This window comes from Paenibacillus sp. J31R109 (genome assembly GCF_059692055.1).
Genome location: NZ_JCAUAR010000008.1, coordinates 200627 through 226341, shown reverse-complemented (window position 1 = coordinate 226341; position 25715 = coordinate 200627). Strand labels below are relative to the sequence as shown.

The 25715-nt window shown below is 43.8% G+C and carries 26 protein-coding genes; 20 read left to right on the top strand and 6 right to left on the bottom strand.

Annotation, left to right across the window (positions count from 1 at the left end):
- The first annotated feature begins 53 nt into the window (after positions 1 to 53).
- Together AC58QT_RS21025 and AC58QT_RS21020 are read left to right on the top strand one after the other, a co-directional pair.
- Entirely contained in the window at positions 54 to 554 is a 501-nt protein-coding gene (locus AC58QT_RS21025; protein WP_497410746.1) for a GrpB family protein, read from the top strand.
- Positions 555 to 874: 320 nt separating this feature from the next.
- Entirely contained in the window at positions 875 to 1621 is a 747-nt protein-coding gene (locus AC58QT_RS21020) for an AAC(3) family N-acetyltransferase (RefSeq protein ID WP_497410745.1), read from the top strand.
- A gap of 125 nt (positions 1622 to 1746) precedes the next feature.
- On the opposite strand, the gene AC58QT_RS21015 is transcribed toward AC58QT_RS21020, so the two are convergent.
- Complete coding sequence (locus tag AC58QT_RS21015) at positions 1747 to 2352, bottom strand: 50S ribosomal protein L25 (RefSeq protein WP_497410744.1); 606 nt, start codon at positions 2350 to 2352, stop codon at positions 1747 to 1749.
- Positions 2353 to 2638: 286 nt separating this feature from the next.
- Between AC58QT_RS21015 and AC58QT_RS21010 the strand changes: the two genes are divergently transcribed.
- From AC58QT_RS21010 to AC58QT_RS21000, 3 genes are all read left to right on the top strand, one after another.
- Entirely contained in the window at positions 2639 to 2731 is a 93-nt protein-coding gene (locus AC58QT_RS21010; protein ID WP_497410743.1) for a sigma factor, read from the top strand.
- On the top strand, positions 2691 to 3185 hold the full coding sequence (locus AC58QT_RS21005) for an RNA polymerase sigma factor (RefSeq protein WP_497410742.1): 495 nt from the start codon (positions 2691 to 2693) through the stop codon (positions 3183 to 3185). Before AC58QT_RS21010 ends, AC58QT_RS21005 begins: the two co-directional genes overlap by 41 nt.
- A gap of 77 nt (positions 3186 to 3262) precedes the next feature.
- The gene (locus AC58QT_RS21000; protein ID WP_497410741.1) at positions 3263 to 3637 is read left to right on the top strand and encodes a VOC family protein; all 375 of its coding nucleotides are present in this window, start codon (positions 3263 to 3265) and stop codon (positions 3635 to 3637) included.
- Between the two features lie 278 nt (positions 3638 to 3915).
- Here AC58QT_RS21000 and AC58QT_RS20995 read toward each other — a convergent pair whose 3' ends face one another.
- A complete protein-coding gene (locus tag AC58QT_RS20995) occupies positions 3916 to 5388 on the bottom strand; it encodes a hypothetical protein (RefSeq protein WP_497410740.1) in 1473 nt (490 codons plus the stop codon).
- Positions 5389 to 5614: 226 nt separating this feature from the next.
- On the opposite strand from AC58QT_RS20995, the gene AC58QT_RS20990 reads away from it, so the two are divergent.
- The 5 genes from AC58QT_RS20990 to AC58QT_RS20970 all read left to right on the top strand — a co-directional run bounded on the left by AC58QT_RS20990 (position 5615) and on the right by AC58QT_RS20970 (position 8909).
- Positions 5615 to 6139, top strand: coding sequence for a YfiT family bacillithiol transferase (locus tag AC58QT_RS20990; protein WP_497410739.1), 525 nt, complete (start codon positions 5615 to 5617; stop codon positions 6137 to 6139).
- A 120-nt stretch (positions 6140 to 6259) separates the two neighbouring features.
- Complete coding sequence (locus AC58QT_RS20985) at positions 6260 to 7390, top strand: hypothetical protein (protein WP_497410738.1); 1131 nt, start codon at positions 6260 to 6262, stop codon at positions 7388 to 7390.
- A gap of 134 nt (positions 7391 to 7524) precedes the next feature.
- Positions 7525 to 7899: a hypothetical protein gene (locus AC58QT_RS20980; RefSeq protein ID WP_497410737.1), complete on the top strand. Its 375-nt coding sequence runs from the start codon at positions 7525 to 7527 to the stop codon at positions 7897 to 7899.
- Between the two features lie 75 nt (positions 7900 to 7974).
- Positions 7975 to 8472, top strand: a complete 498-nt coding sequence (locus AC58QT_RS20975; RefSeq protein WP_497410736.1) for a phosphoglycerate mutase family protein — start codon at positions 7975 to 7977, stop codon at positions 8470 to 8472.
- 86 nt (positions 8473 to 8558) lie between these two features.
- Positions 8559 to 8909 (top strand): hypothetical protein, encoded by a 351-nt coding sequence (locus tag AC58QT_RS20970; RefSeq protein ID WP_497410735.1) that lies wholly within the window; start codon positions 8559 to 8561, stop codon positions 8907 to 8909.
- 20 nt (positions 8910 to 8929) lie between these two features.
- Here AC58QT_RS20970 and AC58QT_RS20965 read toward each other — a convergent pair whose 3' ends face one another.
- On the bottom strand, positions 8930 to 10111 hold the full coding sequence (locus AC58QT_RS20965; RefSeq protein ID WP_497410734.1) for a chromate transporter: 1182 nt from the start codon (positions 10109 to 10111) through the stop codon (positions 8930 to 8932).
- 188 nt (positions 10112 to 10299) lie between these two features.
- On the opposite strand from AC58QT_RS20965, the gene AC58QT_RS20960 reads away from it, so the two are divergent.
- The 3 genes from AC58QT_RS20960 to AC58QT_RS20950 all read left to right on the top strand — a co-directional run bounded on the left by AC58QT_RS20960 (position 10300) and on the right by AC58QT_RS20950 (position 12595).
- Entirely contained in the window at positions 10300 to 11229 is a 930-nt protein-coding gene (locus AC58QT_RS20960; protein WP_497410733.1) for a phosphotransferase family protein, read from the top strand.
- A 75-nt stretch (positions 11230 to 11304) separates the two neighbouring features.
- Positions 11305 to 11607, top strand: a complete 303-nt coding sequence (locus tag AC58QT_RS20955) for a Dabb family protein (RefSeq protein ID WP_497410732.1) — start codon at positions 11305 to 11307, stop codon at positions 11605 to 11607.
- Positions 11608 to 11797: 190 nt separating this feature from the next.
- Positions 11798 to 12595 carry a sporulation protein gene (locus tag AC58QT_RS20950; RefSeq protein ID WP_497410731.1) on the top strand — a complete coding sequence of 266 codons (798 nt, stop codon included), beginning with the start codon at positions 11798 to 11800 and terminating at the stop codon, positions 12593 to 12595.
- 85 nt (positions 12596 to 12680) lie between these two features.
- Here AC58QT_RS20950 and AC58QT_RS20945 read toward each other — a convergent pair whose 3' ends face one another.
- The 3 genes from AC58QT_RS20945 to AC58QT_RS20935 form a co-directional block, all read right to left on the bottom strand.
- Positions 12681 to 14234: a type 2 periplasmic-binding domain-containing protein gene (locus AC58QT_RS20945; protein ID WP_497410730.1), complete on the bottom strand. Its 1554-nt coding sequence runs from the start codon at positions 14232 to 14234 to the stop codon at positions 12681 to 12683.
- Between the two features lie 78 nt (positions 14235 to 14312).
- Positions 14313 to 15194 carry a carbohydrate ABC transporter permease gene (locus AC58QT_RS20940; protein WP_497410729.1) on the bottom strand — a complete coding sequence of 294 codons (882 nt, stop codon included), beginning with the start codon at positions 15192 to 15194 and terminating at the stop codon, positions 14313 to 14315.
- Positions 15195 to 15206: 12 nt separating this feature from the next.
- Complete coding sequence (locus AC58QT_RS20935) at positions 15207 to 16184, bottom strand: ABC transporter permease (protein ID WP_497410728.1); 978 nt, start codon at positions 16182 to 16184, stop codon at positions 15207 to 15209.
- A gap of 228 nt (positions 16185 to 16412) precedes the next feature.
- Here AC58QT_RS20935 and AC58QT_RS20930 point away from each other — a divergent pair, with 228 nt between their 5' ends.
- From AC58QT_RS20930 to AC58QT_RS20900, 7 genes are all read left to right on the top strand, one after another.
- On the top strand, positions 16413 to 18722 hold the full coding sequence (locus tag AC58QT_RS20930) for an AraC family transcriptional regulator (protein WP_497410727.1): 2310 nt from the start codon (positions 16413 to 16415) through the stop codon (positions 18720 to 18722).
- 24 nt (positions 18723 to 18746) lie between these two features.
- Positions 18747 to 19583: a cupin domain-containing protein gene (locus tag AC58QT_RS20925; protein WP_497410726.1), complete on the top strand. Its 837-nt coding sequence runs from the start codon at positions 18747 to 18749 to the stop codon at positions 19581 to 19583.
- Between the two features lie 108 nt (positions 19584 to 19691).
- On the top strand, positions 19692 to 20831 hold the full coding sequence (locus AC58QT_RS20920) for an amidohydrolase family protein (RefSeq protein ID WP_497410725.1): 1140 nt from the start codon (positions 19692 to 19694) through the stop codon (positions 20829 to 20831).
- 3 nt (positions 20832 to 20834) lie between these two features.
- Positions 20835 to 21212, top strand: coding sequence for a Rieske (2Fe-2S) protein (locus tag AC58QT_RS20915; RefSeq protein WP_497410724.1), 378 nt, complete (start codon positions 20835 to 20837; stop codon positions 21210 to 21212).
- Between the two features lie 248 nt (positions 21213 to 21460).
- Complete coding sequence (locus AC58QT_RS20910; RefSeq protein ID WP_497410723.1) at positions 21461 to 22237, top strand: alpha/beta hydrolase; 777 nt, start codon at positions 21461 to 21463, stop codon at positions 22235 to 22237.
- A gap of 135 nt (positions 22238 to 22372) precedes the next feature.
- Entirely contained in the window at positions 22373 to 24124 is a 1752-nt protein-coding gene (locus AC58QT_RS20905; protein WP_497410722.1) for a cache domain-containing sensor histidine kinase, read from the top strand.
- Positions 24117 to 25691 carry a response regulator gene (locus tag AC58QT_RS20900; RefSeq protein WP_497410721.1) on the top strand — a complete coding sequence of 525 codons (1575 nt, stop codon included), beginning with the start codon at positions 24117 to 24119 and terminating at the stop codon, positions 25689 to 25691. The genes AC58QT_RS20905 and AC58QT_RS20900 overlap by 8 nt, the downstream gene beginning before the upstream one ends.
- Positions 25692 to 25715 lie beyond the last annotated feature (24 nt).

Here is a 25715-nt window from a genome sequence, read left to right as displayed (position 1 = left end):
CAGTTAACAAGGATCTTCCATTATCTGCTAAAGTAATATGCAGGAGGGGCTTGATGGGCACCGGTTTAATAGTACGCGATTATGATCCTTCTTGGGTTCAATTGTTTCAGCAGCTACAAGATCTTGTACTTCCTGTATTAAGCGATTTTGTAGTCACAATAGAACATGTTGGCAGTACATCTGTTCCAGGCTTGGCAGCAAAACCAATTGTTGATATCGACGTGGTTGTGTCTGCGCAATCGGATGTACTTAAGGCTATTCAACGGCTAGCCACCCTTGGCTATGTTCATGAAGGAGACTTAGGAAATGTTGGACGAGAGGCCTTTATACCACCTACCAATGTAATTTGGCATCACCTATACGTTTGCACCATGGACAACTCCGAGTATAAGCGCCATGTCCTGTTTCGAGACTATTTAAGAAGTCATCCAGAAGATACAAAACAATATGGTGACTTAAAGTTGGAACTTACACAACGATTCCAGAATGATCGTTTGGCTTACACGAATGCCAAAGGCGACTTTGTAAGAGTGGTGCTACAACGAGCTGAATGACAAGAACATCATAACATTCCCGACGAAGTCTAATTATAGGTTGCTCCGGTCTAAGACTGATCAAATAGCAGAGGCTGCATACTAGGAAGTTTCCATACCTGGACGTTTTGAATGAACAATGCTTGCAGTATAAATCCAAAATATGACAGACAAAGCAGTTGCAATAAATGGTTATTAAAATTGTTTCATCCATAAATAGCGAACAGTTTTTGCCGTTTGTTAAACGTCCGACATTTCGTTTACGGAAGATTTGTAAACATTGGATGTAGATGGCGTTATTTGTGATAAAATCCTCCTATAAGAATAAACGGAGGTACATTATGTTTACGAAGACTGATTTGATCGAGCATCTTCAAAATATCGGCGTTGACCCGCTCGGGACGTTGAAAATCCATATTTCGTACAAGGCAATCGGAGCGGTCGAGGGTGGTGCGGAGACTGTGCTTGATGCGCTGAGTGACTACATGAAGGACGGGTTGATCGTGCTGGGGGCGCATACGTGGCGCAATGTCGGGACTGACAATCCGGTCTGCGACAACCTGTATACGCCAACATGCATCGGGGCGCTGACCGAGCTTTTTCGCAAGCGTCCAGGAGTCGTGCGTTCTCTGCACCCAACTCACTCAGTGGCAGCCTTTGGTAAAGATGCCGAGTCCTTTATTGCGGGCGAGGAACATCTGCAAACCCCATGCGGAGCGGGCGGCACCTATCACAAACTTTGGCAGCGGGGTGCCCAGATCCTGCTGATCGGCGTTAATTTTAGTCGTAACACTTTCATTCATGGGGTCGAGGAATGGGATGGGGCAGTCGGAACGATTTCTGCCGAGAAAACTGACTTATACACGATCGGACCCAAAGGTGACCGCCACTACACGCCACAGTTTCGCCACTGCGCACGGGTTGGATCCAACACATTCACGAAACTCGAACCTGAAGCACTTAGTACCTGCGTCATGACCCTCGGGAAATTCGGCAACGCAACGACCAGATTAATGAGCGCGAAGCAACTCAGGGCTATGGTTGCCAAACATCTGAAGCAGGACCCGAACTATCTGACCGACTATTAATATCTGTTCAATAAGAAAACAAACGAGGCTGCCGGTATTAATCGGCAGCCTCGTTGATGTTATAACGATAAACTTCTTCGCTCAACGGTAAGAATATTTCACCCAATCTGTTCAGGTACAAATATCTACCTGCTTTTCGCTTCCATGGTATCAATATCTACTTGAGGTTCTTCGGCTGCAAGTGTTACATCTAACTTCTGAGCTGCTAGAATGGTTACAAGAATTGTATCAGGTTCTGTTATGATTTCTACATCCTTGCCCGCATCCAAGTCGGAGACATGCAATTTGTCACCTATACTCAGCTTGCTGATATCCACATCTAATGAACTTGGAAGCTTATTTGGCATACAGCGAATCATGACCTCGTGCATCTCAATCTGAAGCATGCCGCCTTCTTTAGTGCCAAGGGGCTCTCCTCTGAAATGAACGCCAACAATAGTATCAAGCTTCTCTTTCATATTGATTTGCAGAAAATCGAGATGCATTAATTGTCCGCTTAAACTGTCCTTTTGAACTTGATGAATTATCACGGGATACTTCTTCTTGGAAGGAAGAACGACTTCTAGAATCGCGTGCGCATTGTTTTTAAGTGCGGTGCGGATTACTTTCTCCTCAACAGCTACATGCTCGCTTTTCATTCTGCTGCTGTAAACGACTGCCGGAATATGCCCCTGCGTTCTCATCTGTTTCAATTTTCCGGTACGGTCTAATAGTTGAATAGAATTACTCATTACGAACACCTCCTGAACGATTGCAAAATCAACTAAAAGCCCTATTACTACATACCCATTCCAGAAAAGTTTCAAACATCAAAAAATTCTTCCTATAATAATGCTTGTTAGTTTGCTCAAAATAAAAGTGATGCACCTAAAGACACCTCACCAGCCGATCATTACGATCGGCTGGCGTTTCCATGCCAATGGGCAGATTAATTTATATGTAAAAGGAAAACTAAGGTAATTAGCGAAAAGGTTATTAGGGAGGGGAATTTACATATCTACTCTAGAGCTAACGAAAATGGAACAAACCATATATCGGTATTGTTTGCATATTACCCATAACCAATGGGATGCAGAGGACTTATCGCAAGAGGTTCTATTTAAAGTGTAATACATCATTTCATGATGGGGAGCTATCTACACGAGAGCTGCTGGAAGCATTAGCTCACCGGTTATCACCACGTGCCTTAGTCATTTTGTTACTCATGGATGTATTTGATTTTACTGCGAAAGAAACCGCCGAGTTCTTATCACAAGCGGAAGGAACCATCCAGGTGACTCTGGGGCGTGCACGATTGAGATTAAAGAAGCTGGCCCATCGAATAGAGGCAGCTAGTGCAGATCCTTTTGAGAAGGAGGTTCCGAAACCTGCCTCACAAATGGATTTGGATAGCCTCGTTGAAGCCTTCAAACAGAGAGACCTTAGTGCGATATGTAGATGTTACCTTAAACTTGTAAAGATACAGGTGAAAATCAGTAACATTCAGTTGGTAAATGGGAGAATCGCTTTTTATATAGAAGATCCAGACGGGAATCAATTTATGGTTACGGAAAAAATATATTAAACCCTCTGTTTGGTTTTCAGTGAGTGTGTCGTTTATTAGTCGAGTTCACTTTAATACTTAAGGAGGAGATCTTCAAGATGAGTCAAAGCCCATTTTTTGGAGTTGGTATTTTTGTCCCGGTCAGCGACCTGAAACGATCAACTGAATGGTACACCCGTGTGTTAGGTTTTGAAATCAGGCACAAAGATGAACCGAACGCTACTGTGACTATGATGAATGATAACAAAATCATTTTTTGTCTCGTACGTTCCTATAACATTGAACAGAAACCTTTTCCGAAAAATGATTATGGTGTTGGACAGTATTTTAACTTTCATGCGTACGATGTTGAGTCGGCATATAACCTGCTGCGGCAGCGAGGAGCCGATGTTGGTGAGATTGAGGAGTTCGACGGAATGCGAGGATTCTCCATTCAGGATCCTGATGGGAACAGATATGGGGTAGTGAACTAAAGCCTACAAACAAGCTATATTGATTATAAAAAAGAGACAGTCAAGGACTATTCTCATGTCCATGGCTGTCGCTGATCTAAAGTCAGTCTATGACTTAACGAATTGTGACGCGAAAAGCAGCGTGGTTTCAATGTATCGAGTCTAAAACATTATTTTCCCACAACCCAGTACTTTTTATCTACTTATAGAGGTAACGCTTGGATAGCTCTTGAAATGCGATCTGGTGGAACTTTTTCTTTTCAGATATCAATTTCTGAGCCATTTGCTTGTACATTCGCTTATACCGAGGGTTCGGAGAGTGGTCCGCCGCCTGCTCCAAAGCGAGTGCCATCATGGTTAGTTCTTGACCATCGAAGGCGTCTAACACATTTTTGTATAGTTTCTTTGCTAGCTCGCGGTACATTCTGGACTGAAACTGACTCTTCGTCTTCTTTGACCATTGTACTAAAACGTTCATAATAATCAGTTTGTCGTTTAACGTTAGCTTGATCTTGGCTTTTGTACAGCGCATCTAAGTTACACTCCTTTGTTCTCGATTGGCTGAAGCAATTATCGAGAGCAGGAGCTACAGGAGGACGCAGAGGCGGAGCATGTGGCCAACTTAAGTAATGTCGGGTACGGCAATGCCAGAACATTAGGATACACTGTATCCTAGCATCGGCTTTATCAATCAGCACCGCTTTTAAATAATTTCCAGAATACGAAGGTTTCGCTTTGCCATCTTTGACACTAGCAACCAAAGGCAACAGCGAGCCTACAGCTGATGCAGACGGAGGCAGCGTTGGTTTCGATGACGGTATAGTCGGAATCGTTTCTCTTTCTGGAAATTGGCTTGTATGTGCAAACATAAATTTATTCGACGAATTCGTGATTGCCGATTGGTGACTTTTTTCCTTGGATAAAGGAGGCGTAGGCTCCGGGATTGATTGAATTGCAGCGGTGTATGAACCTCCCATAGTCTCCAAACGGCTCACAACAGGCAATGTGTAGGTAGTCGAAGATGTTATTTCGGAGGGACCAGCTTGCGGGGGCGGCGATTTATCCGCTGTGGTGCTCTCTGCGGGTGAAATAACCAAGTCCAACTCTGGCTGCACAACTTCGTCCGTCAGCTCTCCAACCGCTTCCACGATAGGCTTCAGCGGTTCCGTCACTGCATCTGCGACCGGCTGCACAAGTTCGTCCGTCAGCTCACCAACCACTTCCACGATAGGCTTCAGCGGTTCCGTCACTGCATCTACGACCGGTTGCACAACTTCGTCCGTGAGCTCCCCAACCGCTTCCACGATAGGCTTCAGCGGTTCCGTCACTGCATCTACGACAGGTTGCACAACTTCGTCCGTGAGCTCCCCAACCGCTTCCGCGATAGGCTTCAGCGGTTCCGTCACTGCATCTACGACAGGTTGCACAAGTTCGTCCGTCAGCGCCCCAACCGCTTCCGCGATAGGCTTCAGCGGTTCCGTCACCGCATCTGCAACCGGTTGCACAACTTCGTCCGTGAGCTCCCCAACCGCTTCCGTGATAGGTTTCAGCGGTTCTGTCACCGTTTCTACGACTGGCAGCACAACTTTGTCCGTCAGCTCCCCAGCCACTCCCGCGATAGGCTTCAGCGGATCTGTCACCGTTTCCGCTATCGGTTGAGTGATTTTATTCAATAGCTCAATGGAACTCGAGGTCCCCGTAGCATGAGCTAAATGGATTCCTACCCAAAAAGGCAATGTAAGCAAAATCAATGTGATGACGAGGCCTTTCAAAAGCTTTCACCTCTCTTTGCAGTTAAGGCGATCCTCTTATGGAAACATTCGCCATTTATTAACAAATATCCTGTAAAATGTATCCAAATTGAGTCTTTCGATCTAGAAATAGCGCTTTTGTGCTATCAGTCATAATCACTCACCCGTAACGGGGTGACCAATTCTTTCGGTAAGTTTGAATGACTTACTATGTTATAATTTGGTAAAATAATAGGGGGGGAATACAGTGGATATATTGCGTTATCCGATTGGATCGTTCACAGTCGTTCTGGAACCTACCGAAGAGCAACGAAAGCAATTCATTGAATCAATTGATGGGCTGACTGATAAGCTTCGCCAAGCGGTTGATGGTTTGAGTCTGGGGCAACTGAATACGCCTTACCGTCAAGGAGGATGGACTCTGCAGCAAGTAGTTCATCATTTAGCCGATGCAGAAATGAATGCATATTTTCGATTTAAACGTGGTTTAACCGAGGAACATCCTATTGCTGGGACATTTCGGGAAGAATTGTGGGCAGAGTTGGACGATTATAAGTACACACCGATCGAATCTTCAATAGTACTATTGGAAGCACTACACATAAGGTTTGTGTCACTAATAAGTCGATTACAGCCTTCGGACTTTAAAAGAGTAGTTACGAGTCCAACATACGGGGATATGACTTTAGATGAAGCTGTACAAAGGTTTTCCTGGCATGCACGACATCATATTGCCCAAATAACGGCTTTGCGGGATCAAATGGGATGGTAAATTGTTTTTCAACATTATTTAGCACAACTATTTCTAAATAGACCCGTCTGATTTTTATACAGGAATTGGAATTTTACGTATTATAAATAAATACAAATTATGAAGAAACAGAGGTCTAAAATGATCATAACTGCATTAAGGGGAAAAGAAATTAAAATTGATTCTGCTTATTTACAGTCACTATTACGGCGAATTGTACCTTTTGAATTTTTACGGTTATTATCATGGAATTGTAGCCCTCTTGGAGAAAGCAAGGAAGAAAGTTCGGTTTACAGGGTATCTTGTACAGTTATAGAAAACGATAAAGAACAAAATTATGCCCTTATACTCAAAATATTAAAACCCGACTCTAAGCGAAATCAGGTTGATCACTACTACTATTGGAAACGTGAAGCGCTGGTTTATCATTCAAGGCTACTGAATCAATTGCCACTTGGAATAAGGGCACCTTTATGCTATGAAGTAGAAGAGTATCCGGATGGAAGTGTCTGTATCTGGCTCGAGGATTTAGCTATTGAATCTAATCAAAGTGACTGGTCGTTAACGCATATGAGTAAAATATCTTATTTACTTGGAAAATACAATGGTGCTTACCTAACAGGAACACCACTCCCGACGGAGTCTTTTTTATGCCACACTTGGATGAGTTCTTGGGTAGAAGTTTGTGCTGCTTATGCTAAACCCATCGAGGAGCAAAAAGTTATTTGGGATTCATGTGTAGACGATTTTGAAGGTAAGAGTTCTATGTGGGAGATTTATCATAATAATAGAAGACGAGTAACTAGCTTGCTGAAGACATTAGAAATTCTTCCCCGTGTATTTACCCATCAAGACGTACACTGGGATAACATTTTTATAGAGCAATTGAATGGATGCGATTCATTAATAGCAATCGATTGGCAGTTTGCGAGCATATCAGGTGTAGGAGAAGAGCTCGGTCGAATGTTTGGATATGCCTTACTAAAGAAGAAAGTTCCAGTTAATAAGGCAGCAGAATATAAGGAAGTGTTATTTCTAAACTATATGCAAGGACTTAGAGATGCGGGATGGAGTGGAAACTCAAACCTTTCTCGTTTCGGGTTTACTGCAAGTGCATCGCTTAGGTTTATCATGGTTATTGATAAGTTACTTAGTAACTTAGAAGAAGATAGAATAAATCAGAAAGAAAAATCAAGTCATCTTTTGCTAATCACTCAGGAACTGCTTCAAATGGCAGAAGAATCTTGGAACCTTAGAAGTCAAATAATATAGAATATACAATTCCAAAAGTTGCATTGTTACGCTAAGTAGGAACGTTCAATACATAGCAATGAGAGGCTGCCGGCACGACCGACAGCCTTTCGCTCATCTATCGGGCAGCAGAGATTCATAGGAGGTGTGAGTTTTTGCGGAAGAAATCAGCCTGGATTGCATTGATATTGTTAGTAATTGTAGTTGCTTACACCTTAATATCAACGACATTCATAAATGAAAATGCTTATCTGAAACGAGCTTGGGATGAAGCGGAATATAATAAGCATATTGTTAATTGGCAGGGGGGCGAAATATCCGTTACTTCTCTACAAGAAAAACAAATAAAGCAATTATTTATCCCAAAGAAAACGACATTTGCAAAAATAAATCGCAGTCTATTATGGTTTAATGGGAATAAAGCTGTTAGAGTGCTATTTCATACGGATAACGAGGGTTTACTTGGACCACTTACAGTTTATTTTAATCCCATCACAAAGCAGGTTATTGGTTATGATGCAATGGAATAAGGTTTTATCGAGATCATGATCGCAATTTCATCCAGATAGAAAAATTAGCGAAAGCAATTAATTGAGGTGAAACTAATGATGGAGATATTAGTAATTCGACATGGAGAATCTGAGGATGAAAAAGTAAATGTACTTGAACCGTTAACAAGCTTAGGAATTGAGCAAAGTAAAAAAATGTCTGCTCGAGTTTCAAAAGAATTTCCACCAGAGTTTATTTGGTCAAGTACACTTCAACGTGCAAGGCAAACGGCGGATATTTTAGCGAGTATCGTTGATTGTGAAGTGACATATCTTGATAATCTATGCGAGCAGGAAGTTGATGAAAGTGACATAAAATTTTATGAGCGAATCAAACAAATCTTTTCTTACATAAAAGAGAATAGCGGCCAATATAAAAGAGTTGCCATTGTTTCTCACGGAGGGACTATTACGAAACTTATTGGAAATTTCATCCAGTTACCTTCAAATAATAATGTCTGGTTCCATACCCATAACACCGGGATTCATTTCTTACACTATCATCCCAAAGCAGATATTATAAAATTTTCAAATAGTACTTGTCATTTAAACTAACGAGAACGTCAGTTGAGGATATGCGTAGAGCAGATCCTCTTTTGTTTATTAGCAGATATAAGAACCGACGAAAGGGAAAACAATCTATGAAGAAAATATGGACCGATTTCAATGGCCCGAACCTTGAAAAGCTAAGAATTAATGATAATGAATTAATACACTTCGAATTGTCTGAAGGTGAGCATATTATTCTTTATACTGAGGATATTCAAGGTGAAGCAGTTATCGAGTATGATCACGAACAAAGATCTTGGGTAGGTAAATTTGTTTCGGAAGTTATTACTGTTCCAAAAGAAATTGTAGAAGCAAGAGAAGACGGATTTGTGAATGGGAAATACTTTGGCGCTTGGACAACTAAAAATAGCATAGCGAGAAGAATGAAAGAGTTGCAGCTTTCTGCAGAGTTAATTCATGAGGTAACAGGTCTTAAACTATGAGAAAATCCTTGTATTATAAGCTAAATATTTAAAGAGATTAGTGCACCCCAGGCTGCGGAGAATAGTACAACAACCCAAGGCGGAAGCTTCCACAGCATGAGTAATCCAAATGCTACAATCGCAAGGCAAAAGTCCAGAGACGTATGAACCGCACTTGTCCATACTGGATTATACAAAGCAGCAAGCAAGATGCCTACCACAGCAGCGTTAATGCCTTTTAGAATTGATTGAAAATTTGGGCGTCGGCGAATCGCATCCCAAAATGGTAAAGAGCCGGTAACTAATAAGAAGGATGGCAAAAACATAGCGCTCAGAGCAATGAACCCTCCCTGCCATCCATTCATTACGGTCCCTAAGTAGGACGAGAAGGTGAACAATGGACCCGGTACGGCTTGGGCTGCACCGTAACCTGCAAGAAATTGGGAGTCAGTCAGCCAACCGGTCGGTACGACTTCGGATTGAAGCAATGGTAGTACGACATGCCCGCCGCCAAAGACCAGCGAACCGACGCGGAAAAAGCTATCAAACACAGCCAGAAAGTGCGAATGAACAACTTGCCTTAACAGCGGAAGTCCGATCAGTAACCCGAAAAATAAGCTCCAAGCAATAACTGCTGCACGTCGGCTGATGGAGATTCCGATCTGGGGAGTTTCTGGAATCTCGGATTTTGCTAAAAAGAACCTGCCGAATAAGCCTGCGACCGCGATGAGAATCAGTTGTCCATAAGCAGAGGACCAAAGTAAGGTAATGATGGCAGTTAAGATCGCGATGGTCCCCCGGGTACGATCAGGTGCAAGGGTGCGCGACATTCCCCAGACAGCCTGTGCGACTACGGCGACTGCGACGATCATTAACCCATGAAGCCAACCGGCATTACTCACATCGTAATTTTTTAACACATAAGCGAAAATCATTAATGCCAATGCAGATGGCAATGTAAATCCGCACCAAGATGCAATGCCTCCCAACAAGCCACCGCGCATCATCCCGATTGAAATTCCGACTTGGCTGCTCGCCGGTCCTGGTAGGAATTGACATAGGGCGACCAAGTCAGCATAGCTTTTCTCATCCAGCCACTTTCTGCGTTTAACATACTCGTCACGAAAATATCCTAAATGCGCAATAGGACCACCGAATGACGTCAATCCAAGTTTTGTAGACACTACTAGAATTTCTAGTATCGAGTTCTTACCCTTTTCCACTGTTAAACACCTTCTTCTGCAATTTGCAAAGCACTCAATTGATATTGATTTCCGATATCGAAAATCGATATTATTGTAGCACGAACACCTAACTACCAATGTTGATTTATTATTAATTAACTACCGTCGTTGTAAAACAATCTGCTAGATAAAACATGGATTTTACTACAAGAGTAAAGAGGTTTAATATGGTATTTGAAAAAGATTATTTAGTTCTTAAACACATCGCACAGGGATATTTCGGTAAACAGTGTACTCTCTGTGAGTATGAAGTACTACTAAGAAAAGTTGATTATCTAGTTGTACGTATAACCCTTGCTAATCCAACTGAGCGTGTGGTTTTAAAATTAGCGGGACCTAATGCTCCGATTCTAAGTCCGTTTGATCGTACGTTTGCGATTAATCAGCAAGTTCGTAAGCAGACCACGGTGCCCACGTTTGAAGCTCTAGCCTTTGATATGTCATACGATATTGTTCCATATCGTTATCTTTTGATGACACACATTGATGGTCAATTGTGGTCCGATGTAAAAAAGGACATAGATTCGAATGATTCACAGAAAGTATATCAAGACTTTGGTCGTGCAGTAGCTCAGCTCCATTCCATTGAATATAGGACTTTTGGTGAAATTGGCGTTCAGGGGGAAATCAACACTTCAGATCCAAATTATATATCGGCTTTATCAAATCGAGCTGAACAACGCATCAGAAATCCTTACAATCGAGAGTTGTTTGTGTCGCTATTACAAAAAAATGAATGTTTGTTTAATGATGTTTTAACGCCTCGATTAACACACGAAGATTTGAATCCTGGAAATATCCTTGTTAGAAAAAGGAATGGACGATGGGAGTTAGCGGGTATTGTTGATTTTGATAGTGCGTGGGCAGGTGGATTTGAATCTGATTTGGCACGGTTAGAATTATGGAAAGGAATGATTGGTGAGGGCTTCTTTGAAGAATATCAAACCATCAACCCCATACCTACAAACTACACACATCGTAAATTATTACTTCAATTGCTATGGTGTCTCGAATATGCCAATCCATCTGAGGAACATCATAAAGACACAAAGATTATCTGCGACAAATTGGGAATTCCAGTTGTGACTTTTCTTTAACTGATTCACAATAGGGTGAACCAACAGGTAATGATAGCACCACAACATTAAGCTTAAAAAAGGAGCAATTTAGCCATGTACGAGCATATCGTTGTATTCAAGTTCAATACGAATATCACACTAATCCAGCAACAGGAATTGCTGGATCAATTGTTAACGTTTCGTGATCGTATCCCCGGGATAATTGATATCAGTGCAGGCATCAACGTAACGGAAGAAACGGAAAATATGAAGGGCTATACCCTTGGATTACGGGTAACATTTGAAGACCTTGCGTCGTTGCGTTCCTATGGTCCGCATCCCGTTCATCAGGAATTTGTTAAATCGCTGGATGGTATACTGGAAGATGTTATTGTAGTTGATTACCCATTGGTTTAAGCAACCAATACGTGGCAGCCGCTCTCTGTTTTCAAAAAGCCGCTCGAGGGATTTTAACGTAATCGCAAAGTATATGATCAATACGCTTTGGGGTCGAGACCACTCAATAAAAATATGGTATTTACAAACGAACGTATATTCGCTACCATATAAATGGGTATATTTACCACGAGGATGGGGAGGAATAGAGATGTCTTTTTTTAAGAACATGATGGCTAAAATAGGAATTGGGAACATTGATTTCGATACGAAGTTTTATACAGAATCATTCATTCCAGGAGAACTGGTAGAGGGTGTTATTGTTGCTAAAGGCGGCAGTGTAGAGCAAAAAGTGGACAAAATCTATTTTCAAATTATGACACAATACCGCAAGCCCTCGCCCTCTGAGAGCAATCCGAATTTTACGGTGACAGAATCGGTTGTGATAGCTAATATCCTGTTGGGAGAAAGCTTAGTTTTTGCCCCAGGAGAATCGATCGAAATTCCCTTTCATTTCGTGCTGCCACACGAGACACCTATTTCTATTGGCGTAAGCCCAATCTGGATTCGTACAGGCATGGATATTGACAATGCAGTTGATCCATCAGATCGTGATGATATTCAAGTACTGGCTCATCCGCACACCTCCGCTATTTTTGAAGCGTTGGAGGAATTGGGCTTTCATTTACATAAAGCAGAGAACGAATATTTTCCGCAACGCAATTCTCACTTGCCATTTATTCAGAATTTTGAATTCGTACCTTATAAAAATAGTGAATTTAGCCGTTCTGTTGAAGAGGTGGAACTTGTATTTTCCCCGGATGAGAACGGAGTTAAGATTCTCTTGGAATTTGACCGTAAAGCGCGTGGTTTTAGCGGACTTCTAGCGGAAATGCTAGATATGGATGAGTCTCATCACCGTTACTATTTCAGCGCCGATGAGTTAAATGAAGGTACTGCTGCAGTGGCTGCGCAGTTCCGAGGCATTTTCAATCATTTGCTAGGTTGATAAAATAAGAAGAATCATGTTTCTCATGAAAAGCCAGCAAACATAACGTTTGCTGGCTTCTTGCATTTCGGATATTCAATGCCAACTATTTATTCTTATACGCTTCATTGATTTCTTTTACAATTTTTTGTACGTTCGGGTCTGCTTTCGTTTTGGCGACAAACTCATCCCAAGCGGCAAGGGATTCTTTGCCCATGATGACTTTGACTTTCATGTCTGTAATTTTCTTGATCAGGTCAGGCCCATTCGTTAAAAACGTTTGAGAGATGAGGCCGTTGCCAACGTTCGGCGTGCTGAAAGCACCGCGATCATCAATAATCTTTTTGCTGCGCTCATAAAAATCTTGCGGAATGCCATTGTAGTAAGCGCGTTGGTATTTGTCAAATTTTTGGAAGATTTGTGCCATATTATTCGATGTATCCGCTACGTTATCTGTTTTGGCTTGTGCCGTTGCCACTTTCATGCCGTCCTTCACTGTGTAGTGGGTGTCAGGAAGACCGTACAGAGAAAGATTGGAAATTTCATCTCCATACCCTTGATCAATCAGAGATAGAATCCGCTTCATTTTCGCTTCTGGCACGGTCTTCGGAATGACGTACATGCCAAAGTTGCCTGTGTCCTGGCTGGCATATTTTTTTCCTTCTGGTGTTTTCAAATAAGTTAGAGGGAAAGAGTCGGCTTTCGGGTCAATTTTCCGCATCGCATCGGTGTACAGCCATTGAGGGTTCAGTGCAGAACCTAATACGCCGGCTTTCCCACCCATATACTGTTCACGAGCTTGCGTCATTTTGATGACGGCAAAATCCGATGTCAGTACCTTGTCTTCATACGCCTTTTTTAACCATTCCAATGCTTTGCGCTCGCTGGGTTCAAAGGCAATGAAGCCAAGCTGGTCGCCTACCATTTTAAAAATACCGGATGCACCGTTGAATGTATCTTCAACCCAGGAGTAAAGGCCCATACCGTCAGCTTCGACTTGTCCGGTGAGTCCGACGGTGTCCGCTTTGCCGTTGCCGTCTGGATCTTTTTCGGTAAAAGCTTTCAGAACCTCGTACATCTCATCCATGGTCTCAGGAACTTTCATACCTAACTTATCAAGCCAATCTTTCCGGAGATGAACACCCCATGACCCTTCCAACGGACGCGGTCGAGGGACGCCATAATTTTTCCCTTTGATTTTGGCATTATCCCATACAACATTTGGCAGCGCACTCAAGGTCTTGTAGTCTTTGATATAGGGAGTCACATCCCAGAAGGCGCCAGATGTAGCCAGTTGGACAACCTGCGAGTCAAAAATATTGGTAACTAGTGTCATATCGGCAAGATCGCCAGAGGCAAGCATAATTTTTGTTTTTTCATTAAATGAATTTAAAGGGCTCCAAGTAATGTTGAGTTTGGTATTGGTTTTCTTCTCCATTTCCTGCAAAATCGGGTTACTCGGGTCAACAGCCTGAGCGCCTTGCTGTATCGTATAGATGGAAACGTTCATAGGTTCGTTGGAAACAGCAGCTGAGCTAGTGCCGCTAGGTCCTTCTGGCTTGGCATCCGTTCCGCAGGCAGTTAGCACGGTAGTCAGACTTAGCAGGGTAACGAGCGTCATGGCTGTGCTTTTATACAAGGTGTGTTTGTTTGTTGGCATAGAAGATCCTCCCTTTGTGTATCATAGCTTATTTTTTGTAAAAAAACATGAGTCAGCTTGTTGCGTTTCGAGAGCCAGTCATCCTTTGACGGAGCCAACCATCACCCCCTTGGCGAAATGCTTTTGCAAGAAGGGATAGACGAGGAGAATCGGCACGGTGGCGATGACGACAGCCGCCATTTTCAGTGTATCTGTTGGAATCGAGATCTCTCCGGCCATTTGGGTGGCGATTTCCCCGGATGCGGAGCTGGAGGAATCAATAAGCAGCATTTGAAGCACAATTTGCAGCGGACGCAGATCGGGCTTGGTGATATACAAGACGGCGGAGAAGAAGGTATTCCAGTACGCGACGGCATAGAAAAGTCCGAATGCGGCAAGCGATGGCAGCGATAGAGGTAAAATGATGCGAAACCAGACGCCGAGATCGGTTGCCCCGTCGATTTTAGCCGCTTCCTCAAGTTCATCTGGGATACTGTCGAAGAAGCCCTTCATGAGAATGACGTACCATCCGCTGGTGAGTACCGGCAAAATGAGCGCCCAGACGGTATTAATTAAATGAAGCTCTCGGACAACGAGATAGGGCGGAATGATCCCAGGATTAAACAGGGTCGTCATTAAAATCAGAATGAGCAGGATACGGCGGCCTAGCAATCGCTTTCGAGAAAGCGTGTAGGCACCTGCCGAGGTGACGATGAGGCTGAGCGCTGTTCCGACTGTCGCGAGGAACATGCTCATGCCAGCCGCTTTCGTAAATACATTGTTGGATAGCAGGTAACGGTACGAATCTAGCGTCCATTTTTCAGGAAATAAGACTATCGCTTTTTGCAAATATTCAATCGGCGATGTAAAGGATACAGCGGTAATGTAGTAAAATGGGAAGAGCATAATCAGTGCAATGAGGATCAAAGTACCAAGGATACTGCCTTCGAACCATTTATCTGATAACGATTTTTGATGCATGGACATAACCTCCTAATAGATGCCTTCTTCACCAAATTTTTTGGCAAGGCGATTCGTAATGACGACAAGTACGACGCCGACAATGGATTTGAAGAGGCCAACGGCTGTACTGTAACTGAACTGCGCTTGCTGAATGCCGCTTCGATAGACATATGTATCAAAGACATCCGCTACTTCGGAGACGGCACCGTTCATCATGAGATACACTTGTTCAAAGCCCACGTCCATCATGTGCCCGACTCGAAGAATAAGCAGAATGATGATGACGTTACGAATCGCAGGCAATGTCACATGCCAAATCTGGCGGATACGTCCAGCTCCATCGATTCTTGCGGCTTCAAAAAGCTGCGTATCGACGGATGCGATAGCCGCGAGAAAGATAACCGTTCCCCACCCAACTTCCTTCCAAATGGATTGGATCGTTAAGAGTCCCCAAAACATTTCTGGACTCGTCAGAAAGTCGATTTTGTCCATCCCGAACGTTTCAAGCAGTTTATTAACAAAACCGCTCGAGGTAGAGAGCATCAGATACGTAATGCCCACGATAATGACCCATGATAAAAAGTGTGGCAGATAGATAATAGATTGAATGATCCGCTTAACCCATTCCAATCGCACTTCATTGAGCATAATGGAGAGCAGAATTGGCAGCGGGAAGAAAAAGATTAAATTGAGCAAATTGATCGCAAGCGTATTGCGGAGGAGTAAGAAGAAGCTATCCTCACTGAAGAACCGCTCGAAATGCTGTAAGCCGACCCATGGACTTTGCATGAAGCCAACAAAGGGAGTGTAATTCTTAAAAGCAATGAGGATCCCCCACATGGGTACGTATTTAAAAATAAGGAAGAAGAGCAGCATCGGTGATGCGATAAGGTAAAGCATCCGATCTCGCTTAAGTGCATGCCATATTTGAGACCATTTGGATTTGGCGGTTTTGACAGATCGGATTTGTGCATGCAAGGGGGCGACCGGTGTGGTCGATGTTTTCATGAGTTTCACCTGTCCTCTGAAGTTGATTGATCCTGCTTATGGATTTAACTGTAGGGTAGCGGCTGATTTCCGACAATTAGACAGATATTCTTAGCGATTTCCTAGCATTGGACTTTCATTCCAGTGTTATTTTTTACAGATAATGGTTTGTAAGGGCTTTACATTTCTTATATGATGAAGGAACATTTAGTGGGAAGAGAACTGATCTGGCACGAGGAGGGATGTTGTATGTGGCGGCAGCCATACAGAAAAAAAGGACTTTTGATTGCTATTCTCAGTGCTTGTATGCCAGCAGCCATCATTGGCGTTATCCTTTATATGCTAGGCACACAGCAGATTGAGCATGAGGCACAGAAGACGTATCGCAACCAAGTCGCCTATGCAACAGAACGGATCAATCAGAATCTTGTTCATTTAGAAACGATAATGGCCCAGTGGTCCTTTAATTTAAATCTAGGGAGTGCTTACTCCGAACTGGATATTTATAAAGATTATAAAAGCACGCGATCCATTTATCAGGCGTTGACCTGGATTAAGGCGTCCGATCCGCTCATTGAGGAAGTCCACTTATATTTGGACAAGCAGCAAGTCGTCATTAAAGAGAGCTCAGGTATTAATCCGATCAAGAACGAGCAGGAGCTGAATACGTACCGTAGACTCGCTTCCTATCAACGGGATGTGTACTGGACCAAAAGTGATGTGTTACCTCTAATGAATCCAGATAAATCGGCGCCTTACGCCCTAATTGTGCGCTTACCTGGAGGGCTTGTGGAAACGGAGGCTGCGTTAATCATTGAAGTGAGTGCGAAGCAGCTAAATAAACTCATTGCGGAACTGGATGTGGAAGGAGCGGGATCGACGGTTCTGATGCAACAGGACGGCGATGTCATTTCATTAGGTGGTCATTCTCTATCGAAACCAACCGATCTGGATAAAGCGTTGATGAAGTCGATCACACAGCATCAGAACTTAGACAAAACGTCCTCCATTGAATCGTGGAACAAAGATGCGTATTCGGTATCCTATGGAGGCATGAATCGCGTAGGGAATACGTGGACATTTGCGGTAGCCACACCGCTGTCCCAAATGACAAAGCCGGTACAGACACTGTCTAGGTTTATTATTTTGACGGGTTGTTTCGGGATTATCCTAGCCCTTATCTTGTCTTGGTACTCATTCCGACATATGTACAACCCCGTACGTAGACTCATGCAACAGCTATTGCCGGGTCGTGTATCCACTTCTTCGGATGAGTTTGTAACCATTGCAGACGAATGGAAAAATTTATCCAGAGAAAGCCAGATCCTTCAAGAACGCGTGGATCGTCAGCTGCCGTCCCTGCGAGAGAGTTTTCTTTTGCAACTTATGCAGGGGCACTTGTCCTTTCTAAGTGAAGTGGAACTTGCAGGAAGGATGGAGCAGTTTGGGTGGGATGTACAGGAGCGGGAGTTTGCGGTTATCGCGGTAAAACTTCATGGACTTTACAGGTCAGAGGGCAAGTTTTCACCTGGAGATGAGCAGTTGGTCACCTTCGCTGCTGTTAACATTACACAGGAACTGGCAGAAGCGATGAATCTAGACGCTAATACGATTAACCTGCAGGATCTAACCTTGGGTCTTCTTGTATGCAGAACGGAAAGGACCTCACAGTTAGAGGAAATGCGTGCCAATTTGTTTCATTTCGCAGAAGCACTTGCCCTAACGCTAAACAATTTACTACATGTTGAAGTGACCGTGTGCGTTGGAGCAAGTACGCAAGAGCTGCCTAAGCTGCCGCTATATTTTGAAAATGCGCGCAATGCTTTGAATCATCGAACGCTAGGTGATGAACAGCAAGTGTTGGATGTGAACGATATTATGCCTGGTGGTCATGATGCGATTGCCTATCCCTTCGATGTGGAAGCAGCCATTCTTAAAGCTTTGCGTTCTGGTCAAGACCTTGAATTGGATGAACTATTAAACGGTTTCCTAGCGCAATTGAAGGCGCGTACGACGAAGGAACTAGATGTTCGCCAAGGGTTGCTGCAACTCTTCGGTAATATGCAGAACACCATCATGCTTTCGGGATTTAGTCCGTTGGCATTTAACGATGGTATTGACATCTGGCGCCAAATGTCCGAGCTGAAAGAACCCGAAGCCATACTGTTGTGGATGAAAAAGCATATCGTGACACCTTATGTGAATCGACTTCACAGTACGCAAGATATGCAATTAAGACAGTTGGTTGAGAATGTATTGTCAACCATTCATGCGAATTATGCCAAGGATATTTCCTTGGAAGGCTGCGCTGATTTACATGGCACTTATGCCAAGAAGCTAAGTATCGGCTTTAAGCAGATAACCGGGCTAACTTTTATTGATTATGTTACGCAATATCGCTTGAATAAAGCGAAGCAGCTTTTGCTGGAGACGGATGAGAAAATTAACGACATCGCAGGAAGTGTCGGCTATCAGGCACCATATTTTAACCGGCTATTTAAGAAGTATGAAGGGATTACGCCGGGGCAATATCGTGAACAAGCGGAACAAGATTCGTAAGTACGAAAATGTGGGGGACTGCTTATGGATTACGACTTCTTCAATAGCTTAAGTCCAAAAATGTTGGATGTGGTGAAAAGGGATTCATCCTTCTGGCAGAGCTCAAACTATAGGCTTACGCGTGAAAGAACGCTTATTCATATACTGGGGTTAGTTGTAGAGGGAGAAGGCAGCTTTCGTCTAGCCGGTCACGAACAGCATGAACTGCGTCAAGGGACGATTTTTCAAGTTTGGCCTGGAAATCATATGGAAATCATTACAAGCCCTGATAAACCGCTATGTTTTTATTCTTTCCACTATCAATATGGGCTCTTGCATTGGGATGGTATCAAGGCAGTTTGGCAAGTTGCGGAGGGGCCGCTTCCGATGGGGGATGTATTACCGGGGATAGGGAATCAAAGCATGGAGGATGGCTTCAAGCAGCTTTACCAGATTTGGCATCAGAAAGAAGCAGGATTCGAATGGGAAACGCGTGTTGGATTTCTTAACTTCATTAAGGAAGTCACAGTGGCGAGCGCTAGAAGACGCTCAGCGGAAGAGTCGGGAGCTGCGGCTTTGATTAGGGAAGCGATTGACTTTATGAAATTGCGTTATGGAGAAGATCTTTCAAGGGAATCGATGGCTAAGCAGGCATCGTTATCTCCTTCTTATTTTTCTAATTTATTCAAGAAGCACACAGGCTACTCTCCCATACAGTATCTGACTCGTATTCGGCTTGATCAAGCGAAGCAGCTTCTAAAAGAGAGCAGAGTGCCGATCAAACAGGTGGCGGAAGAGGTTGGGTTCGTCGATTCCTTTTATTTCACACGACTGTTTACCCGTGAAACGGGGCTGACGCCAAGCCAATATCGCCAAGCCTAGCGATCAACTAAAAATCCAGATTTACGATAGGATTCTGCATGTACCGCAGGTCCTTTTTCTTTTATCCTAATGTCATGAGGAATGAATCATGCAAAGGGGATGGGGCAGATGACAACGGAAACACCAACACCAACACCAAACCAATCAAAACCGCGTATTATTGACGCTGACGTACACAACGCAATTGCCAAAGCGCAGGATATATTACCCTATTTACCTAAGGTATGGCATGAACAGTGGCTTGCCGTTGGACCAGGCTATAGCGGTGGCTGGTATTCACCAATTGGGGTCATGCGCAAGGATACGAAACAGCCGAACGGCGGGACGCCGGGTAGTGATCCGCACTTTATGCTGAAGCATCATTTCGAGAAGTGGGGTATCGATTATGGGATCCTTACAGGTTCTGGTGTTCTGGGGGTATCCCTGAACCCGGATCCCGATTACGGCAATGCTGTGATGAGTGCATACAATGACTGGCTTGTGGATCATTGGCTATCCGTGAGCCCGGTGTTCAAAGGCTCGATTCTGATTAACCATGCGGATCCGCTTGCATCAGCGAAAGAAATTGATCGCATGGCGAAGAACAAGAATATGGTTCAAATCATTATGTGCAGCGGGTCTAGAATGTTGTACGGTCAAAGATTCTTCCATCCGATCTACGAGGCTGCTGAACGAAATGGGCTGCCCGTTGCCGTTCATCCTGGCACAGAAGGTCGCGGTATTGCAGGGGCGCCAACACCATCGGGCTATCCGACGAAGTATATCGAGTGGCATAATATTTTGCCGACAAACTATATGGCGCATGTGAACAGCCTTGTTTGTGAAGGCGTTTTCGAAAAGTTCCCAGGGCTAAAATTTGTCGCCATCGAAGGTGGCATTGCTTGGGCACCTCATCTCATGTGGCGTATGGATAAAAATTATAAAGCGCTTCGCGACCAGGTACCTTGGCTAAAAAGATTACCATCCGAGTATATTCGTCAGCACGTATACTTTACAACGCAGCCGATCGAGGAGCCGGAAAGACCGGATCAAATGAACCAAATTCTTGACATGGTGGGGGCTGACAACAACATCCTGTTCTCATCGGATTATCCGCATTGGGATTTTGACAATCCGAAGGTTGTTTTGCAGCCTATTCGTAAAGAGCTGCGCCAAAAGATTTTATGCGAGAATGCGATGAACTTGTATCGCTTGTTCGAGCGGCCGCAGTCAGCCGTATTGCCAACTAGCATCCTAGGGGAGGCATAGGCCATGGAGACGACAAAGCAGAAAGAGAAAACCTTGTATCCCGTGTGCACCGTAGATGAAGTACCCGAAGGTGCTCGTAAAATTGTGGAAGTCAGAGGGATGGAGCTCGGAATTTTTCACATCGGGGAACGCTGGTATGCTTGGCGTAACGTGTGCCCACACGCTGCGGCTCCAGTCTGCGAGGGGGGTGTTTGCGGAACGCGCATGCCGTCGTTGGTATACGAGTATACGTATGGCAAGGATCGTGAAATTTTACGATGTCCATGGCATGGCTGGGAGTTCGATTTGCTGACGGGCAAGCATTTGGCCGAAGAAAATGGTGTAAAGCTGCGTGGGTATGAGCTTGAGGTTGTTGGAGATGCCGTGTTTGTAAGAATTTAAAAAGTAGTCGCGTTCACTCTTAGGGGTGAACGTTTTTCTCATAGTCCGATATTTCCAAACTAAATCGGAAATTTCGTGCGGAAAAGCATGAATAGTCCGAATCTGCACAACTAAATGGCCATTTTTCGCGAGGGGGCGTCGAGTAGGGCGATTTAGATCGGCTAATTCGGACTTATTAACGATTGTTGATACAGTGAGTGTAATTAGTTGGGTAATTTCTGACTATTAAGATGGAGGAGTGCTCGATCATGGAGAGGTTACTAAACATCAGCTATTCCGATCATTTTACTGAATATAGAAAAATGGATTGGTTTATCCCGCTCAAACCAAGGGAACAAACAGCTCTTTTGTTCATACACGGCGGTGGCTGGCATAAAGGCAATAAAGAGCAATGGCACGACGTTTGTGCCCATTTCGCAAGTGAAGGTTATATCTGTGCCACGGCAAGCTATAGACTCGTACCGCAATTCAGATTTCCAGCTCAGATTGAGGATGTGAGACTGGCCATGCAGCATATGAAGACTGCCAGTGAGAAGTTTGGTTTTGATGCAGATCGGATCGTCGTCGTGGGTTCTTCAGCTGGAGGACACCTGGCGAGCCTACTGGGAACGATACAGGAGGACGATTTGCTGGGTGCAGTAGAAGAACTGCATGATCGAGACACCAAACCTTATGCCGTGATCGGCTATTGCCCGGTAGTCACGATGTTCGACCGAAGGGAAACGATTGAGAATTTATTAGGCTTCCCGCTGGGGGCCAACGATGAGCTTTACCAAGTAGCATCTCCTGTGCACCGATTAGTTGGAAACGAGCCTCCTTTTCTGCTATTGTATGGTGATAAGGATACCCTTGTCCCGTTAGATCAAGTGACTAACTTCCATGAGCAAGTACTGAAGCATGGCGGTCGTTCCCATCTTGTCGTTTTACCCGGTGTTGACCATGGATTTGGTTACGGTGTGGAGACGGAAGCTCAGCAACAATCGATTGAGGCCATTGAGCACTTCTTACGCAAGCTTCATAGCTAAAGTCTGAAAATTACCCACCGAAACACGAATTTTTGTATGGGCATAGAATTCATAATAAGATAACCTAAGAAGAGATACTGACGATAAAGCGGTCAGTGTCTCTTTTTACTATTCTTTGAAGGAGTTGGCGCCTCGATGACGGACCGATTTCGTCGTATATCCTTCCGGGATATGAAGATTAAACATAAGCTGATGGTCGTTATGATGCTGTTAATCATATTTTTTAGCCTAGTTGTCATGTCTTGTTTACAGTACATTTTTCGTGCTTATGACGAAATGTTATATGCGCAATCGGCCCAAACCATCAATAATTCGATTGGTGATATTGAGAACGAAATTAGAAATATTGAAAAGTTGTCGTTAACGATTGCGACGGATTCCCGTATTCAAGAACAGCTTTCTAAAGTAAAGGAAATGACGAATGAATACGATCGGGCACAGACATTAACCGATTTCAAAAACAAAATTTTTGTCTATATGCTGACCGAAAAACATATTTCTTCTATTCATTTTATGAATGATTCTGGCTACAGTCTGATGGTTGGTCAAAGTGCACAAATCCCAGAAGAGAACAAGATGGAAGAGGTTCTCATCAAAGCGAGGCAAGCTAAGGGAGGAAACGTGTGGGTAGATCCCGATGCTACGCATCCTTATCTGCTGGCCGCAAGAGAGATACGTTCGACAGGCTCAGATTTGTTGGAGCCGCTGGGTACACTTATTTTTCAAGTGAATATCGACTCTGTTGTGCGCCAGCATCAAATCGTCACCAAAGATAGCGGATATCTGTATATCTGGAAAGGTAACCAACCTATTTATACATCCGATGAAGGCTTTCAGCCGAGCGTGGCTATGATGGACGCGAAACAAGGGTATACCATTCAAAAAGTAGGTGGATTCAGCTCGTTCATCGCCTACACGACCTCGAAGGAAACAGGTTGGACCTATTTCAGTGTCCTCTCGTACAATGACATTTTCAAGAAAAAAAATGATTTGCGTTTTGCTCTACTTATGGTCGTATTTCTATTATTCATAACGGTCATTGCCATTAGTTATGGCTTTGCCAGAGGGATCACGAAGCCGATTGAACGCTTGACGCAGCAGATGAGGTATGCAGAGAAAGGTGATTTCGAATGGATTGTCACCAATTCCCTAGACACGGATCGCTCGGATGAAGTCGGTTATTTGCAAAAGCGATTTTTTATCATGATAAGAAGAATCGATACATTGATCGAAGAGAACTATACCCGGCAAATGCTGTTAAAGGATACGGAATATAGGGCATTACAAGCGCAAATTAACCCCCATTTCCTATACAATACACTGACTTCAATCAATTGGATGGCAAGGACCAGCGGACAAGCGGCTATATCCAGGATGGTGGAAGCGCTGAGTAGACTGCTGCGAAACGCCATCAGCAATAATGTGCAAGTGATTACCCTTGGTGAGGAAATTGGACTAATTCAAGATTATATGAGTATTCAGAAGGTAAGATTTGAGAGTGAACTGCACTTCCTCCTCGATATCGACGAAAGCTTCAATAGGTACCGAATTCCGAAAATGTCCATCCAACCAATTGTCGAGAATGCGATTAAGCACGGTTTGGAAAATATGCTGGGAGACTGCACGATCACGATTGCTGCCGTTGAAAGGGAAGAATGGCTCGACATATCCATCACGGATAACGGACCAGGGATGGACGAGATCGCCCTCGAACAATTGAGGAAATTCGAAATTCCTTCCAAGGGAACAGGGATCGGACTCAAAAATATTCACGAGCGCTTGCGACTCATGTTCGGAGAATCGGCGGGACTTCATTTTGAGAGCAGGGCGGGGATAGGCACTACAGTTACGATTAAGCTGCCAAAGGAGAGTGTGTCAGATGTATAAGGTGCTATTAGTAGATGACGAGAAGTTATCCAGAGACAGCATAGCTGCTTTGGTGCATTGGGAAGAACACGGATTGCAGTTGATTGGAGCTGCCAAGAACGGATTCGAAGCCTTGGAATGGGTGGACAAAGAGATGCCGGATATCGTGATCACCGATATTAAGATGCCTGTCATGAATGGCCTAGAGCTCATCGGAAAGATTAAGGAACGGAGAAGCGATACCGTATTTGTCGTGCTTTCTGGCTATGACGAGTATGACTATATGAGCGAGGCCATGCGCTATGGTATTAAACATTATTTGCTTAAACCGTGTAATGAGCTTCAAATCATTGATGTTTTGAGCGAAATAAAACTGGAAATTGCCAATGCGAACAGGGAACGTGAGTTCTTTACCAAGCTGAACAATAATTTTTATCGGGTGCTCCCTCAGGTGAAAGAACAGTTCCTTCGAGATATTGCCTTAACGGGTACGTATAATCAGCGGGATTTCGAAGAGTTTATGGCCATGTTCCATATCCAGGCACAGTCGTTTCAACTGGTACTTGTTCAGTTTGGCGAGAGCTGCGGCTATCTGGAGAAGTTCGCTTTAAAAAACATTGCGGAAGATCTATTTACTTCGGAGAAGCTCTATTTAAGTACGGTTGTTGAGGACAGTGTACTTCTTCTCATCCAAACAATGGTGTTTGAGGACATGGCGACGATTTTAAATGAAGTCCGAGATGTCTATAAGTCTTACTACCGATTAGAGTTATTTATGGGTGTCAGCGGAGCTGGCGGGTTCACGGATATTCGCAGTATGTACAAAGAGGTACAGGACGTGCTCCGTTATCGGTTTTATTTTACAGAGGGATGTATGCTTACGCGTGACGATGTCCAAGTGACCTCGAAGGCTGCTTGGCAAGTCGATTTTAATGCGTCCTTTGAAGCAATCGCCTCCTCGGTGAAGGCCGGAGATGTAAATGATGTTACCCATCGCTTGCAGTCTCTCTTAGACGTCTTTGAGGAACACCGCATGGAGATTAATGAGGTTAAATCACACTGTATGGAATTGTACATGATTGTCATTCGTCAGGGCCAGCTTCCTCCGTCCTCTGATAAGATGTTTCAGGTCGTTAAATTTCAAGAATTGGATACGCTGCATGCGACATTTGAGTTCCTTCGTTCGATTTCAATAGAGGTGGCGAAAACCAATTATCAAGAGTCGTCTAGTAGTCAGAATAAAATGATAGCGTCTGTCATTCAGATTGTCGATGAACATCTCGGTAACCCTGAGTTATCCCTAACGTGGATTGGGAAAGAACTGCTTTATATGAACGTGGACTATTTGGGGCGATTATTTTCCAAAGAAACTGGTGTTAAATTCTCGCAATATGTGCTGGAACGCAGGATGGAGCAGGCGATCCGTTTCATTGAACGAGCAGGAGATTTAAAGGTGTACGAAATATCTAGGTTAACAGGTTTCAGGGAAGACACGCCATACTTTAGTAAAGTGTTTAAGAAATATACAGGGTTCACGCCATCGGAGTACAAACGGAATTGGGAAGAAGGTTTGCGAACACGAAGATAAGGGCGAGGGGAAGAAGTAGAGTTT